The 15,132-nt window shown below is 55.0% G+C and carries 19 protein-coding genes; 5 read left to right on the forward strand and 14 right to left on the reverse strand.

Going from position 1 to position 15,132, the window contains the following annotated elements; translation table 11 throughout:
- Positions 1-5: 5 nt before the first annotated feature.
- The 3 genes from ACPUC8_RS19430 to ACPUC8_RS19440 are packed head-to-tail and all read left to right on the forward strand — an operon-like array spanning position 6 to position 2,427.
- Complete coding sequence (locus ACPUC8_RS19430) at positions 6-833, forward strand: ABC transporter permease (protein WP_418903649.1); 828 nt, start codon at positions 6-8, stop codon at positions 831-833.
- Positions 805-1,671 (forward strand): ABC transporter ATP-binding protein, encoded by an 867-nt coding sequence (locus ACPUC8_RS19435; RefSeq protein ID WP_039329102.1) that lies wholly within the window; start codon positions 805-807, stop codon positions 1,669-1,671. The genes ACPUC8_RS19430 and ACPUC8_RS19435 overlap by 29 nt, the downstream gene beginning before the upstream one ends.
- An 18-nt stretch (positions 1,672-1,689) precedes the next feature.
- On the forward strand, positions 1,690-2,427 hold the full coding sequence (locus ACPUC8_RS19440) for an ABC transporter ATP-binding protein (protein ID WP_039329138.1): 738 nt from the start codon (positions 1,690-1,692) through the stop codon (positions 2,425-2,427).
- Positions 2,428-2,486: 59 nt separating this feature from the next.
- Here the strand turns inward: ACPUC8_RS19440 and ACPUC8_RS19445 are convergent, their stop codons facing one another.
- The 8 genes from ACPUC8_RS19445 to ACPUC8_RS19480 all read right to left on the reverse strand — a co-directional run bounded on the left by ACPUC8_RS19445 (position 2,487) and on the right by ACPUC8_RS19480 (position 9,353).
- The gene (locus ACPUC8_RS19445; protein WP_039329105.1) at positions 2,487-3,122 is read right to left on the reverse strand and encodes an RpiB/LacA/LacB family sugar-phosphate isomerase; all 636 of its coding nucleotides are present in this window, start codon (positions 3,120-3,122) and stop codon (positions 2,487-2,489) included.
- Between the two features lie 213 nt (positions 3,123-3,335).
- Complete coding sequence (locus tag ACPUC8_RS19450) at positions 3,336-3,839, reverse strand: protein disulfide oxidoreductase (RefSeq protein ID WP_494927094.1); 504 nt, start codon at positions 3,837-3,839, stop codon at positions 3,336-3,338.
- Positions 3,836-4,561, reverse strand: coding sequence for a DsbA family protein (locus ACPUC8_RS19455; RefSeq protein WP_039329109.1), 726 nt, complete (start codon positions 4,559-4,561; stop codon positions 3,836-3,838). The genes ACPUC8_RS19450 and ACPUC8_RS19455 overlap by 4 nt, the downstream gene beginning before the upstream one ends.
- Entirely contained in the window at positions 4,558-6,558 is a 2,001-nt protein-coding gene (locus ACPUC8_RS19460; RefSeq protein WP_494927095.1) for a protein-disulfide reductase DsbD family protein, read from the reverse strand. Before ACPUC8_RS19460 ends, ACPUC8_RS19455 begins: the two co-directional genes overlap by 4 nt.
- 48 nt (positions 6,559-6,606) lie before the next feature.
- Positions 6,607-6,957, reverse strand: a complete 351-nt coding sequence (locus ACPUC8_RS19465; RefSeq protein ID WP_494927096.1) for a hypothetical protein — start codon at positions 6,955-6,957, stop codon at positions 6,607-6,609.
- A 200-nt stretch (positions 6,958-7,157) separates the two neighbouring features.
- Entirely contained in the window at positions 7,158-7,952 is a 795-nt protein-coding gene (locus tag ACPUC8_RS19470) for an SDR family NAD(P)-dependent oxidoreductase (RefSeq protein ID WP_494927097.1), read from the reverse strand.
- A 94-nt stretch (positions 7,953-8,046) separates the two neighbouring features.
- A complete protein-coding gene (locus tag ACPUC8_RS19475; protein ID WP_494927098.1) occupies positions 8,047-9,216 on the reverse strand; it encodes an MFS transporter in 1,170 nt (389 codons plus the stop codon).
- Complete coding sequence (locus tag ACPUC8_RS19480; RefSeq protein ID WP_156138044.1) at positions 9,213-9,353, reverse strand: hypothetical protein; 141 nt, start codon at positions 9,351-9,353, stop codon at positions 9,213-9,215. Before ACPUC8_RS19480 ends, ACPUC8_RS19475 begins: the two co-directional genes overlap by 4 nt.
- Before the next feature lie 111 nt (positions 9,354-9,464).
- Here ACPUC8_RS19480 and ACPUC8_RS19485 point away from each other — a divergent pair, with 111 nt between their 5' ends.
- Both ACPUC8_RS19485 and ACPUC8_RS19490 read left to right on the forward strand, forming a co-directional pair.
- A complete protein-coding gene (locus ACPUC8_RS19485; RefSeq protein WP_494927099.1) occupies positions 9,465-10,355 on the forward strand; it encodes a LysR family transcriptional regulator in 891 nt (296 codons plus the stop codon).
- An 86-nt stretch (positions 10,356-10,441) separates the two neighbouring features.
- On the forward strand, positions 10,442-11,299 hold the full coding sequence (locus ACPUC8_RS19490) for an NAD(P)-dependent oxidoreductase (RefSeq protein ID WP_494927100.1): 858 nt from the start codon (positions 10,442-10,444) through the stop codon (positions 11,297-11,299).
- Here the strand turns inward: ACPUC8_RS19490 and ACPUC8_RS19495 are convergent.
- From ACPUC8_RS19495 to ACPUC8_RS19520, 6 genes are all read right to left on the reverse strand, one after another.
- On the reverse strand, positions 11,272-11,856 hold the full coding sequence (locus ACPUC8_RS19495; protein ID WP_494927101.1) for a P-loop nucleotide/nucleoside kinase family protein: 585 nt from the start codon (positions 11,854-11,856) through the stop codon (positions 11,272-11,274). The two genes, ACPUC8_RS19490 and ACPUC8_RS19495, sit on opposite strands and share 28 nt — an antisense overlap.
- Positions 11,853-12,290, reverse strand: a complete 438-nt coding sequence (locus ACPUC8_RS19500; protein ID WP_058969958.1) for a PTS sugar transporter subunit IIA — start codon at positions 12,288-12,290, stop codon at positions 11,853-11,855. Before ACPUC8_RS19500 ends, ACPUC8_RS19495 begins: the two co-directional genes overlap by 4 nt.
- 9 nt (positions 12,291-12,299) lie before the next feature.
- Entirely contained in the window at positions 12,300-12,569 is a 270-nt protein-coding gene (locus ACPUC8_RS19505; RefSeq protein ID WP_039329124.1) for a hypothetical protein, read from the reverse strand.
- 63 nt (positions 12,570-12,632) lie between these two features.
- Positions 12,633-13,475: a class II fructose-bisphosphate aldolase gene (locus tag ACPUC8_RS19510; RefSeq protein ID WP_039329126.1), complete on the reverse strand. Its 843-nt coding sequence runs from the start codon at positions 13,473-13,475 to the stop codon at positions 12,633-12,635.
- On the reverse strand, positions 13,462-14,823 hold the full coding sequence (locus ACPUC8_RS19515; protein ID WP_494927102.1) for a PTS sugar transporter subunit IIC: 1,362 nt from the start codon (positions 14,821-14,823) through the stop codon (positions 13,462-13,464). Before ACPUC8_RS19515 ends, ACPUC8_RS19510 begins: the two co-directional genes overlap by 14 nt.
- Entirely contained in the window at positions 14,816-15,130 is a 315-nt protein-coding gene (locus ACPUC8_RS19520; RefSeq protein ID WP_039329129.1) for a PTS sugar transporter subunit IIB, read from the reverse strand. Before ACPUC8_RS19520 ends, ACPUC8_RS19515 begins: the two co-directional genes overlap by 8 nt.
- Positions 15,131-15,132: the final 2 nt, after the last annotated feature.

Raw genomic sequence — 15,132 nt, forward strand, 5'->3', positions numbered from 1 at the left:
CGCGCATGGGCCATTTCCTCTGGCAAATGGCCTGTAATCCGCTGACTGCCATCGGTGGCGGCATTATCTTACTACTGCTGATTGTGGCCATACTTGCCCCCTGGATAGCCCCTTATCATCCACTGATCCAGGATCTGAATAATGCGCTCACTCCGCCCAATGCGCAGCACTGGTTTGGCACCGATGAATTCGGGCGCGATATCTTAAGCCGCCTGGTGTGGGGGGCACGCATCACCTTATACATCGTGCTACTGGTGTCGATCACCGTAGGTCCACTGGGGCTGCTGCTGGGGGTAACCGCAGGGTATTTCGGCGGCAAAGTAGACAGCGTATTGATGCGCGTCACCGATATCTTTATCTCATTCCCGAGCCTGGTGCTGGCGCTGGCGTTTGTTGCAGCACTCGGTCCTGGCCTTGAGCATGTGGTCATTGCCATTACGCTCACTGCCTGGCCGCCGATAGCACGGCTTGCGCGCGCGGAAGCGCTATCACTGCGCCAGGCCGACTTTGTTTCTGCCGTGCGGCTACAGGGCGCGTCCTCACTGCGTATTTTATGGAAACACATTGTACCGCTATGTCTGCCCTCAGTGATTATCCGTATCACCATGAATATGGCGGGCATCATTCTGACCGCAGCGGGATTGGGTTTCCTGGGTTTGGGGGCACAACCGCCCGATCCGGAATGGGGAGCGATGATCGCCAGCGGTCGCACTTACATGCTGGAGTGCTGGTGGGTCGTCACGGTACCCGGTTTGGCAATTTTGGTGAACAGTCTGGCGTTCAACTTTTTAGGAGATGGCTTACGTGACATCCTCGATCCTCGCAGCGAATAACGCTGCACCTTTACTTGATGTAGAGGACTTGCAGGTGAGCTTCGTCAACGGGCGGCAAATTACCCCGGCTGTTCGCGGTATCTCCTTTCAGTTAGGCAAAGAGAAGTTGGCGATTGTTGGTGAATCAGGCTCAGGGAAATCCACGGTGGGCCGTGCACTGCTGCAACTGCATCCGCGGAGTGCGCGCATTACCGCACAACGCATGCAGTTTGCCGATGTTGATCTGTTGCGTGCTTCGCCTGCGCAGATGCGTGCCGTGCGCGGCAAGCGTATTTCAATGATCATGCAGGACCCGAAATATTCGTTGAATCCGGTAGTGCGAGTAGGAGAACAAATCGCTGAAGCCTGGCGGAGCCATCATCCCGGCCAGCGCGACATTGCACGTCAGCGAGCTATGGAGATGCTGGAAGTGGTGCGCATCCGTGAACCGGAAAGGGTTTATCAATGTTACCCGCACGAGATTTCAGGCGGGCAAGGTCAGCGCGTAATGATCGCCATGATGTTAATTACCGATCCTGAACTATTGATCGCCGATGAACCCACCTCCGCCCTGGATGTGTCGGTCCGCCTTCAGGTGTTAACGCTGCTGGATGAGCTGGTGCAACAACGTGGGCTGGGTCTGATTTTTATTAGCCACGATCTGAATCTGGTCAGGCGATTTTGCGATCGGGTATTGGTCATGTATGCAGGTCGCGTCGTTGAATCTTTGCCGGCCAACCAACTCGATCACGCCCAACATCCTTATACCCAAGGATTGCTGGCAGCGTTGCCAGATATGGATGCACGCCGCTCGCGTTTACCGGTGCTGCAACGTCAGACCAGCTGGCTACAACCCTAAGGAGCGTACATGAACGAGATGATTAGCGTGCGTCAACTCAACCTCAGCTTTGGCGAAGATGAGCAGCGTAATCAAGTGCTGTTCGATGTGAACTTGTCAGTGCGCGAGGGGGAGGTTTTTGGTCTGGTTGGTGAATCGGGATCGGGTAAAACCACCGTATTAAAGTGCCTCTCCGGGCTGTTCACTCACTGGGACGGCGAATTGGCTATTGCTGGACACCCTCTGGCGCATCGCATAGCACGCGATCGCTGCCGCCAGGTGCAGATGGTGTTTCAGGACCCTTATGGATCACTGCATCCACGCCACTCTATCGGCGATATTCTTGAAGAACCGCTACATATTCATGGTCTCGGCCAACGCTCACAGCGAGTAATTGCCATGCTGGAAAAGGTGGGACTCAACCGTGCGTGGCAAACCCGCTACCCGCATCAACTCTCTGGCGGGCAGCGTCAACGTGTGGCGATTGCCCGAGCACTGATCCTCGAACCGCGCGTACTGTTGCTGGATGAACCCACCTCTGCACTTGACGTCTCTGTACAGGCTGAAATTCTTAATTTGTTGAGTGATCTGCAACAAGAGGAGAATCTCACCTATTTGATGGTCACGCACGATCTCGGTGTTGTGGCACATCTGTGCCATCGCGTTGCCGTCATGCAGCATGGCAAGGTACTGGAAACGTTGGATGTCGATGCGCTGGTGGGAAATCGCGCTCAGGTCGGATACACCCAGATGCTGGTGGAATCCAGTCGCGCATAGAAGTGAAATGCTGTCGCGGTGCCATTATTCGCGCCGCGACAGCGATTAACATGATGTGGTTACAACAGTTCCCGCACGAAGCGCACGATGTCTTGATTCTGGCCGTGTTCGAACAGGCACTGCTGGAAACGTGACCCGGTTACAGCCACTTTCACCAGTTCAGGGTCCAGCGCGCGCAGGGAATCCAGGTAGTCCTCTTTCAACAGCGTGGCTTTAACTTGATTAAGGATACCCGCATTGCGCACCTGCGGCTCTTTGCGCTCCGGCGGATAACCCAGACCTTTTTCACCGGTGAAGGCTTTCTCAAAGATAAAGCGCAGATTCAACTCCGCCCCCCAGCCAAAGCCTTTGGCGAACGGCAGAGAAAGCGCATTGCCGTTATTTATCTGGGCAAACAAATAGGCATCAGCAGGATCGATACAGTAGCCACAGACCACACCAGGGTGCAGGTTGAGCGACACCAGAGCCCCCTGACCCGTGCCGCAACCGGCCACCACAAAGTCCACGGCTTTGCTGTTCAGCAACAGTCCAGCCATGATACCGAGGTGAATGTATGTCAGATGATGATCTTGCTCGTCGCTCATGCCGACGTTAAACACCTGATGGCCGAGCGGTTGCGCGACAGTTTGCAGTTCATTCCATACGGTTGCGTTCTTGGCGGCCTGGCTATTTTCCATCATCAAAGCGATTTTCATGATCCATCCTCAAATTAAATTGAAACACTGTTTTATTTTAATTAAAGCGCGCAGAAATGCAGCCCTGAAATGCCGTTTGTGGTGTGAGAGGTATCACATTTTAATGATGTTATCTAAGCGTAAGGGAACCCGGAGCGCATTCATGCGCACCCTACAGAACCCAAAAATTTTGTAGGGTCGCCATTCATAGCGACCGGTTTTTAAATCAGAGAGTTAGCTAAGTTGTCCCGCCCACCACAGACGGAGTTTCAGCCCCCAGCCGCTGCTCCAGCCGGTGGTGGTACTCACCACTTTCCCCTGCTGGAGCACAATGAAGGTTGGCGTGACATTGATATCCCAGCGTTGGCTGATCGCGCCATTTTCATCGTTTACCGCAATGCCTTGAACCCCCTTCTTATTCAGCCAGGTGGCGACGCGCTGGTCATCCCCGGAACGCAACGCCACACTCACGACCTGCGTGCCCTGCTGGCTCATCGCGGCCACCGTTGGCGTAGTGAGTTTGCACACGCCACACCAGGTCGCCCAGACATACACCAGCACCGGGCGCTCCTGACTAAGTGCGGCCAAATCGACCTCACCCTGTAGTGCAGTCAGTGGCTGGTGGGCCAAATCGGCGGGCAGTTGAGGAGCGCGCAACCAATCCATGCCCCAAATCACTGCACCGGCAATCAACATCAGCCAGAGCGCTTCCCTCAGCCAACGTTTGAGTCGCTTCATGGTTTCGCCTGCAATGCGCCCTTCACTGCCGCTTCCAGCTGCGCGTAAGGCACCGCACCGCTGATTAGCTCATTACCCACCAGCGTGGCAGGCGTGCCCTGTACACCCAGTTGCTGGGCCAATGTCAGGTTCCGGTTGATGGTGTCCAGGCTGGCTTTGCTGGGTTCCTTAAGCCTAATGCCGGTTTTATCCAGCGCCGCTGCGATGCTCGCTTCGTCATGGTTGCCTTTTTTCGCCATCAAACGTTCGTGCAGTTTGAGAAAGTTTTTCGGCTGCTGCTCCCACACGGTCAGGGCCAGACGGGCCGAGGTCAATGATGTCTCAGCGCGATAAGGGAGCGGTTTCAATACTACCGCCACTTGTGGATAGCTTTTCAGCAGCTTCTCGATATCCGCATCGAACTTTTTGCAGAACACACAGTTGTAGTCGGTGAAATACACCAGCGTCAGCGCCGGTTTTTCCGCCCCAATACGCGGTGAACCGGCATCATTAAATAAGGCATCGTGGTTCTTCACCACCATCTGCGCGACAACGTTCTGCTGCTGGCGTGAGGCCTCTTTATCGAACGCATCGGCCGCCTCTGCCAGAATCGCCGGGTTCTGCACCAGGGTTTCACGGATCAGTTCTTTGATGCGCGCCTCCTGCTCAGGGGTAAAAGGAGCCGCCGCCAGCGCGGGAAGAGAAAGGAACATCAGTGACAGTAACAGGGATTTGTTGATCATTTTTTTGCCTCAGAGAGTGTTGAGATCACCGCTTCACGACTCAGCAACGGTGACAAAATTTGGCCATTCGGCAGTGCCGGGCCATAAATTTGGTTAAAGGGAATAGCGACACGATCGCGGCGGCGCAGGAACTCGCCGATGGCCGGATCGGGCTGCGTCCAGTCTCCACGTAGCAGCACCACATCATCGGCCTTCAGCGCGGCGCGCACGTCAGGTTGATTTAAGACGCGGGATTTATTCACTTTGCAGGTGATACACCAGTCGGCGGTCACATCCACAAATACCCGCTTATCCTGCTCCAGCGCCTGATTGATCGCGGCTTCGGTGAGCGGCTGCCAGTAGAGCGTTTCCTCTTCAGGTGCGATGCGCGTCATCAGAAAGATCGCGCCTGCCAGCGTCAGTGTGATAAACACCACTCCCGCTTGTTGCAGCGCGCGACGCCGAACCAACCAAGCGCAAAGTGCGAACAGCAGCACTCCGCCCAGCACCAGCGCGAACGTCTCTCCCCAGTGAGGGATCAATAGGGTGACCAGCCAGAACGTTGCGAGCAGCATAAACAGACCGAGAAGAGTACGCAGGTGCACCATCCAGCGCCCAGGGCGAGGCAGGCATCGCGCCAGTCCCGGCAATGCCGCCACCAGCAGCCAAGGCAGGCTCATACCCACACCCAATGCGGCAAATAACAGCCACAGTTGAGGCAGCGGTGCGGTCAAGGCATAGGCTACGGCGGTGCCGAGGAAAGGCGCACTGCAAGGCGTTGCCAGCAAAGTGGCAAATGCACCCTGTCCAAAGTGTCCAAGCAGCCCCTCACCGCCCTGCGTGGCCAGCCGGGTGTTGAGGTTTGACGGTAAGCGAAAATGCAGCAGATCAAACAGGCTGGCAGTGAACAGGAACATCACCAAAACCATCGCCAGCAGGAAACCGCTGCTCTGGAACTGGATGCCCCAACCCAGCGCCTGGCCGCTCAACCGCAAGCCGGTCATTAATGCGGCTAACAGCAGGAATGAAAACAGGATGCCAGCGCTTGAGGCGAGAAACTGCTGTCGCGTCTGACGGCGTGTTTGCCCCTGCTGCTGGACCAGGCTACTGAGTTTTATCGACAGTACCGGCAGTACACAGGGCATCAGATTGAGGATCAAACCACCTAGCAACGCCAGTAACAGCACTGACAACAGCGTTTGCAATCCGGTCTCCGTCGCCAGCGGTTGTGATCCAATGGTTAATGCACTCTGCTGGGCAATCCCGCCATCCGCCAGCACTAATGAAAGGGTTTTACCCCGCAGATCGGGGGCCGTTTCACCCCACTCATCCGTGACCGCAACACGTGCAATCAGCGTGTCGCCCTGAACACTGATTTTCGGTGCAGCCAACATGCTGCCTTGCGGGTAGTCGAAGAACAGCGCCGGTTGCGTCCAGCCCTCGTGACGCTGTGCACGGATCTGCAACTCGCCATTCATATAGCTGGCATCCAGTTGATCGGTCAGGCCGCTTTCCGCGGGGATCTGCCCCATCGCTTGGGCGTAGTCACGCGCAAAATCGCCATCAGCCAGTTGCGTGAGATCAAGGCTGAACGGGAAATCGGTCAGAATACAGACATCGCTACAGGTGGAGAGCGTGAGCGTGCCTGCCAGTTGCTCACCTGACACATTGCTCACCTCAATGGGGAGCGTAATATCGCCCTTGTAGCCTTGCGTGGTGAGACCGCTGACGTCAAAACGTGACGGCGTTGGCCAGTGCCACTGCGCGTTAACGTCGGGCATTTGCCAGCGAATCTCCGGGGCTACGCCGCCTTCGCCAGGCGTGCGCCAATAGGTTTTCCAACCCGGTTGCAGGCGAATATCCAGTAATATTTGTTGTTTGTCGCCCAAATCGGCGCTGCGCAGTCGCACTTCAGCGTGGCTATTTTGCGCATTACGCAGCCAACCCGTATCGGCGGCTTGCACCAGGCTTGCGCAGCACATCAGCAGGAGTATCAAACTCCTGATAAAAATCTTCATCAATGTTTCTCCAGTCAATAACAGGGTTACGCGATCGAACGCGTAGCGTTATTCCCGGAAGACGCAGAAGGTGAGATGCCGTCGTTGAATGGGGGGGAAGTGGGTTTCACGCTGATAGCCTGTCGCCGTTTGGGACGGGAACAGCGTGACGAGTAAGGCCATCACCATCAGCAGGAACGGCATGGTGCTGTCCAGCATGGGTGCCGCGGCGTGGAGTGATTTAGCACTGATCGAACAGAGTTTGTCGCCACCCACATCCTCAACATGATTGATGGATGAGGCACTGATCGCGGTCTGAGGGGCGGAGGGCAAATTGAAGCTTCGCTGGGCGAGACAAAACGCCAGCACCAGACAAAGCAGTGCCAGAATCCATTTTGCGCGTTGTACCGATTTGGTCATGCCATCGCCCCAGAGAAAAGTGCGGGCATTTTATGCATAGGGAGCAGAAACACCAAGCGTTGCTGTGTAAACTTTTGTCTTAATTTCCATGCGGGTGCTGGTTGTCGCGGCACAATTGAATGCGCATCTGTTAGCAAAAGTCATGCTTCCAGGATTTGCGATAAATCGCGCCGCGACGATAATCTCCACCTTATTGGTGTTTAAACAATGTCATCTACAACACCGCCATCGACGCGCAGTGCGGCGCCAGAGGTGGCAGAGGCTTGATTAGAACAGATATAAACCACCATATTCGCCACCTCCTCCACCGTGGCGGCACGTTGGATCACCGAACTCGGTCTCTGCGCCATCACAAACTCTTTTGCCAGCACCTCTAAGGACTTACCGGTGCGCTTAACCTCCTCTTCCATCATCGCGGCAAAGCCATCGGAAAGGGTCGGTCCCGGCAACACACTGTTCACCGTCACACCGCTACCCGCCGCAACTTTCGCTAAGCCACGTGCCAGCGATAACTGCGCCGTTTTAGTCACACCGTAGTGCACCATATCGGCAGGAATGTTGCGCGCCGATTCCGAAGAGATAAACACCACGCGACCCCAGCCGCGCTTCACCATGTCGGGCAACAGTGCACGTGACAAACGCACACCCGACATCACGTTGGTTTGCCAGTAGGCTTCCCAGGTTTCATCATCAGTGGCGTAGAAATCTTGCGGACCGTAGATGCCCGCGTTATTGACCAGAATATCGATCGGCGGCAAGCCATGAAGTAACTGTTTCACACCCTGCGCACTGCCGAGATCGGCAATAAACGTATGGATTTTGGCGCCCACCACTGATCCATTTAGCTTCTCACGCGCGCGACTCACCGACGCTTCGCTGCGACCATTTAGCACCACCTCTGCGCCACTCTCTGCCAGCCCTTGCGCAATCGCAAAACCAATGCCGCCGGTGGATGCGGTAACCAAGGCCGTTTTACCGTGCAAATCGATTTTCATAATGCTCTCCTGGATGGGTGCCGATTAACCTGTTGAACAGGCTCAAGCCTGGCTTACGCTGCGCAAGATGCCTTGTCGAATCATGCGGTTATTATCACGGCTGGGAAGTAAGACCCTTCCTTACAGGGTGCTGTCTCGCACGCCAGACAATCCACAGCGCCACCGCTAACAGCCCTAAACAGACCGGGGCAAAGCTTGGCACCCCTGGCCCATTCAACAATACGCCGCCCAGCATGCCACCTGCGGCAATCGCCAGATTCCAAACGGTGACCAGCATTGATTGCGCGACATCGACGGCCTGCCCGGCGCGCACCACCATCGCCGTTTGAAACAGAGTGGCAGCCCCACCAAACGCCAGCCCCCAGATAATCACCGCCAGCCAGACTGCCCATCCATAGGTGGGTAAAAGCTGTAGCAGCGTCGCGGCGGCGATAAACATGGCAACGCAGATGCACAGCATTTGCTGTAAATAGCGGTCCACCCACAATCCGGTGATGAAAATGCTGACCAAAGCGCTGATGCCAAACAGCAGCAGTACCGCATCGGCTCGCTCAGCCAGCCCGGCAGGCTGTAACAGTGGCACGATATAGGTGTAGAGGACGTTGTGCGCCAGCACGAAGCAGAGCACCAAGACTAAGACGCTGCCTACGCCAGGCAATTTCAGTACATCACGCAATGGCAACCGCTGCCGGGCTGATTGTCCCGGCAGCTCGGGGGCCGTCAGTCGCAATATCAGCATCAATAACAGCGATAAGCCACTCAGTGCGGCAAAGCACAAACGCCAGCCGATCAGGTTGCCAATGAACGTTCCCAAAGGTACGCCGATCGCCAGTGCCAATGGCGTACCCGCCATAGCGATAGCGATCGCTTTGCCCTTGTGCTGCACGGGTGCCATGGCAGCGGCATAACCTGCCAGTAGCGCCCACAGCAAGCCCGCAGCGATACCGGCGATGGCACGTGCCACCAGCATCAGCGGATAACTGCCGATCAGCGCAGTGGCCCCGTTCGCCAGGGTAAATCCTGCCAGCGCACACAGCAGCAAGCGCCGTCGCGGCATACCCTGTAACAGGGACATAAGCGGAATAGCCGCCACGAAAGAGCCCACCGCATACACCGATACGCTTTGCCCGGCCGCCGCCACCGAAACCTGTAAACCCTGTGCCATCGGCGCGAGCAGACCAGCAGGCATCGCTTCGGTGACGATAGTCACGAATGCCGCCAGGCTCAGCGTAAATAAAGGGATGAAGGGTAAACGCGCGCTCATCGTGCCCCCCGTAAACCCTGATAAACCGCATCACGCAGGTCACTGACAAACTGTCCAGACATCCCTTCGTAGAGCGTGTTGGTAAACGCCACCACACTCAGCGCCTGTTTCATCACCTGCTCAATCAATTTCTGCATTTTTATCGCTCCTGAATAATGACCTCCTAAATTAGTCATTTCACGATTGCGGAAAAACCAGGGTACATTTCAGGACTAACAGGACATTTATGTCCGCAATAATGAGGCGTTATGGACAGTCTTAATGGCTTTATGGTGTTTGTGCAGGTCGCCGAAACCCGGAGTTTTGTTGCCGCTGGGCGTCAACTCGGCATCTCCGCATCAGCGGTGGGCAAAAGCATTGCACGAATGGAAGATAAACTGGGTGTGCGCTTATTTCATCGCAGCACGCGCAGTATCACATTGACCGCAGAAGGTGAGCTGTTTCTGGAGCGCAGTCGGCGCATTTTGGCAGAGATTGAAGCTGCCGAAAGCGAACTGTCGCAGGCGGCACAGCGTCCTACCGGGCGGTTGAAACTGAGCCTGCCGATTGTCAGCTCGCTGATTCTGCCCGCACTGGGTGACTTTATGGCAGCCTATCCTGATATCCAGCTTGATCTCGATTTTAGCGACCGCGTGGTCGATGTGATTGCTGAAGGCTATGACGCCGTGATGCGCGGCGGGCCACCGAGTGATTCTCGCCTTACCGCACGTAAACTCGGATACGCCTACTCGATTGCCGTTGCCTCTCCCGACTATCTGGCGCGCCACGGTACACCTCAGACGCCAGAAGCGCTCCAACAGCATGCCTGTCTGCATTACCGTTTTAACACCACAGGCAAACTTGAACGCTGGGTGCTGCGCGGTTACGAAGACGAACATGAATTGGTATTGCCCACCACCATGGTGTGTAACAACATTGAGACGCGCGTCTGCTTTGCGATGCGCGGATTAGGCATTGCCATGCTCCCCGATTTCTCGGTGCGTGATGCTCTGGCGCAAGGCACACTCTGTGAAGTGCTCAGTGACTACGCCTGCCACCGTAATGTGTTCCATTTGTTGTGGCCCGCCAGTAAACACCCTTCCCCCAAAGTGCGCGCGTTGATTGATTTCCTCAGCACGCGCGTGTTCTCGCAGGCGTAAAACGGTTGTATTTGCTTGCACTTTCCTCAACGCACTCTCTGCCGGACGTTCCATACTGACATCTTACCGCTTGAGGAGATGCCGTTATGATAACCATCGCGATTGCCGCACCGGGTGCCATGGGAGCCGCCGTGGGCGGCGTGTTGGCGCAGCACGGTGCGCGCGTGATTACCCCACTGAGCCAACGCTCTGCCATTTCACAGCAGCGCGCGCATGATGCGCACATCGTTGACGCCAGTATCGAAACATTATGTGAAGCCGATATCATCCTGTCGATTCTGCCCCCTGAATCCGCGCTGAGTTGGGCGCAGCAGATGGCGCCGTTACTGCAATCCGCCGTGCGCAAACCGCTGTATGTGGATTGCAACGCCATCAGCCCGGAAACGCTTAAGCAGGTTGCGCACATCATCGAGAGCACCGGCACCCCCTTTGCCGATGCCGCCATCATAGGTTTACCGCCGGGCGCACAAAATCCACAGGGACCGCGTTTCTGGTTTGCTGGCCCCCATGCGGCAAAACTGGCGCTTTTAAGCGAAGTCGGATTGCGTGTTCGGGTGATGAGTGCCGAAAACGGCGCGGCATCAGCGCTAAAAATGGCCTACGCCGGGATCAATAAAGGCATCACGTTACTTACCTCGGCGATGCTGATTAATGCCAGCAGAGTGGGCGCTGCCGATGCGCTGCGCGAAGAGATGCAGGATAGCCAACAGGCGTTGTTGCAGAGGATGGCCAAAGCTACCCCAGATATGTTGCCAAAAGCCTGGCGTTGGGCGGCGGAGATGGATGAGATTGCGACGCTCAATCAGGGCGAACTCGCCACCGATCGCTTGTATCAGGCTCTTGGGGACATTTGCCGCCAGCTGGCTGAAGATCGTCAGCACGATCAACAGTTCAGCGCGCTGCTGGCGGCGTTCTTTCACCCTGACGCCGACAGCGCGGGCTGAGCACTGACCGGTAAACGCAACTGTCGTTGCAGCCAGGCACACGCGGCAGCGATATCCGGATCGCTGGCATCAAGCTGCAGTACTGGCCCGAGCGCCATCGGCTGTGCGGTTTCCGCCAGCTTCCGCAATTCGGGAAGGTATTCCGCACCCGGATGGCCCAGCATGCGCTGCGCCAGTCTTGACTGGTAGCGCGCCACCGCTTCATCCGGCGTGATGGCCAGCCACATTTCCAGCACGCGCGTGACGCCGGCCTGCTGCAATCCCTGCTGCAACACCTCTTTCGGCTGGAAGCCAAACCAGGCATCGATCAGGTAGACACAACGCGTCGGTGCCTGCCCAACCACTTTCCATATCGCCTGATAGGCCGCACAGCCCAACTGGCGATTACGCAAACGATCAACCGGCGCAAAACTGGCCATAAACGGTTCTTTCAGGCTATCCAGCGTCAGCACCGGGAAGCCAAACTGCTCTGCCAGCGCACGTGTCAGGGTGCTTTTGCCCGATGCCGGAATACCGTTGACCAGCACCACGCATTTCTCTTCAGTGGGGGAAGTCATAGGATTTCTATCACCTCCGCGACGCTGCTGGCCTTGCGCAGACGCACCAGCGTTTCTTCATCCTCTAACAGTGACACAATGGCGCGAATACCCTCTTCAATGTGAGCGTTGCTGTCGCGCGCACCAAACATGATCACGATGTCGGCTTTGTCACTGCCCTCAAAGGAAATCGGTTCATCCAGCACGATCATGCTGAAACAATCTTTCAGCACCCCGGTTTCCGGGCGCGCATGCGGAATGGCAATCCCCTCCTCAAACACGTAATACGCCCCGTGAGTCAAGGTATTGGCGATCACCGCCTCTGGGTAAGAATCCTTCACGTAACCACCGTTGACCAGCGGTTGTGCCGCCAGGGCGATAACCTCGCGCCAGTCCGTGGCGGTGATCCCTACCTGAATCGCATTCGCTTCTTGCAGCAGTCGCTTAATACTCATACTGCCTCCTTAAATCGATTTGCGGATGGTATTGCGCAGCTCATCAATTTTGATGAACAGCGGATCAATTTCCTGACGAAAGCGGCGACTTTTGGCAAAAATGCTTAATGCGCGATTGTATTCCAGCATTAATTGTTTTTGCGTGTCGACCGCCTGCGGATTAATAGCGAGCTGTTGTTCCAGCTCGCTTATTTTACCGCTAATTGTTTCTGCCTGAAGATCTATTTCTTGTGAATCCTGGTTCTTATTATCAGAACCTTTTTTCAAGAATCCAAACATAGCGTCTCCTGCCCCGAATGGCGCCAGGGCACCTCAGGTTATTACGTCATGAGAGAGTCGTGATTAGCGGAACAGTGAAATTTTCTCTACCAGCACATTGGTGACGGCATCGTTAGCGGGCACAAGGAAATTACGCACGCTGTCATTCACTTTGCCTTTTTCAAACGTCTGCTTGCAGTTTGCCACCCATTGCACATTCATTTCTGTGCCCACGTTCACTTTCTCGATCCCACTGCGTACGGCCAGACGCATGTCTTCATCACTGACACCGGTACCGCCATGCAGCACCAGAGGGGTTTTGGTGGCATCGGTAATGTCAGCCAGACGTTGATGCTGGATGTGCGCTTTGCCGGTATACAAACCGTGTACGGTCCCGATTGAGATGGCCAGCATATCCACGCCGGTTTCATCAACAAAGCGTTTGGCATCATCCACGGTGGTAAATGACGCCGCATTCATCTCCACTTCTTTTCCGTCTTCAGATCCGCCAATCGCCCCCAGTTCCGCTTCAACCGAGACATGAACGGGGCGCGCCATATCAATAACGCGACGTGTGTTGGCAATATTTTCTTCAATCGGTAAATGCGAGCCGTCATACATAACTGAGCTGAAACCGGCATCAATCGCCGTTTGGATCGCATTTAAATCTGAACAGTGATCAAGATGCAAACAGGCCGGTACATTACGACTTTCTGATAATGATCGAATCGCATCGACAATTAATTTATGTCCTAAATATTTCGCCGTACCGGTGGAAATCTGAATCATCAATGGACTATTGGTTTTTTCTGCCGCAGTAAAGAAAGCCGGTAACATTTCCAGACAGTGTAAATTAAAGGAGCCGAGCGCTTTAAATTCACGTTGTTTAGCCACCTGTAACAGATCGGTAAAGTTATAAAGTTTCATGGAGTTTTTCCTCATGGGATTTAGTGGATTTTCCGTTAACAAACCAGGCGATAAGCGTAATAAAGAGAATAAACAGGGCGACGAATATCCAATTGCCCTGGAACGCGTGGCCCAAGACCAAGCCAGTACTGATGACGTCGGAATCACTGAAGGTCACGCCGGTAAATCCGTAGCTTTCGAGCATCGGCACCAGAATGGCAGGCAAGAAGGTGATGAACAGGCCATGGACAAAGCCCCCGATCATCGCACCGCGGCGTCCGCCCAGCGCATTACCAAACACACCTGCTGTCCCAAAGAAGTTGGTCAGCAGTCCTGGCAGGATCATCGCCAGGCCAAACATCGGAAACACCAGCATGCCGACTACCGAACCCAGCGTCGTGGCCAGGAAGCCGACGATCACCGCATTAGGGGCATAAGGGAACATCACTGGGCAGTCGAGTGCGGGTTTTGCGTCTGGCACCAGTCGCATCGCGATACCACGGAATGCAGGTACCAACTCATTCAGCAGCAAGCGCACGCCGCTATACAGCACGAACACACCAGCGACAAACTGAATCGATTGCATAAAGGCATACATCAGATAGTTCATGCCGTTGCTGTACTGACCGATAAATTCCGGGCCCGCCGCGAGCGCAGGGATCAGGTACATCGGCACCATCACCACCGCCATCGACAGATAGGTGTCCTGCAGGAATTTGAAGTTGTCTGGCAGCTTGAGATCTTCGGTCGAGCGTGACCCCTTACCCACGACTTTGGCGACAGCCGCCGTCAGCAAATAACCAATGGTGCAGAAGTGGCCGAGCGCAACGTCATCCGAATCCGTAATGCGACGCACCACGGGTTGTGCCAGAGCCGGCATGACCACCGCCATGACGCCACCAAAGATGCCGCCGGTAAGGATCAGAGGTAAACCTGTCAGCCCCGCTTTATAGCCAATCACCGCACCGATAGTCGCCATCCACAACAGCGCCTGTCCGGTCAGGAAGATGTATTTGAACGGTGTCAGACGCGCGATGATGATGTTGACGATAAAGATCACCAACAGCGTCAGCGCCACTTCTGAACCCAGCTCGCGGCTCGCTAACCCGGCAATGGCAGCCACATCGGTGATGTAGCCCTTCATGCCAAAACCATGGGTAAATATGGTATTCAGGAAGGTCAGAGTACCGACGATAATATTGATACCCGCCATCATAATTAAGAAGCCCAGCAGGGTTTTAAAGGTGCCTTCCATCACCTTTCCTGCGGATTTTTTCTGCAGTAGCAGACCAATCAGGGCAATAAAGGCGATCAGAATTGACGCCTGCCCTAATAAGTCTTTTACCAGGAAGTTGATCACACTATTCATGGTTAGCAACCTTTAAGTTACGTTCTTTCATAAATGCCACGATTTTCTCTTCAATTTCCGCTTTGTCGGTCAGCCTGTTCAGGATAATCACCCGCTTAATTTGTTCTGGGGTGGCATCCGCGTTCAGGACATCCGCAAAGGCTTTCTGCGTTAAAATCATGTCGGACTTGAAAGCATTGGCTTCCGAAATCGTGGTGTGATCGATATCAGCTTCAATTTCGAGTTTCTTTAATACGGATTTGGCGCTCATTTCAATTGCGAAACTTGAACCCAGACCACATCCACACACACATAGTATTTTCAGCATGG

Source organism: Pantoea sp. CFCC18177 (assembly GCF_059412425.1).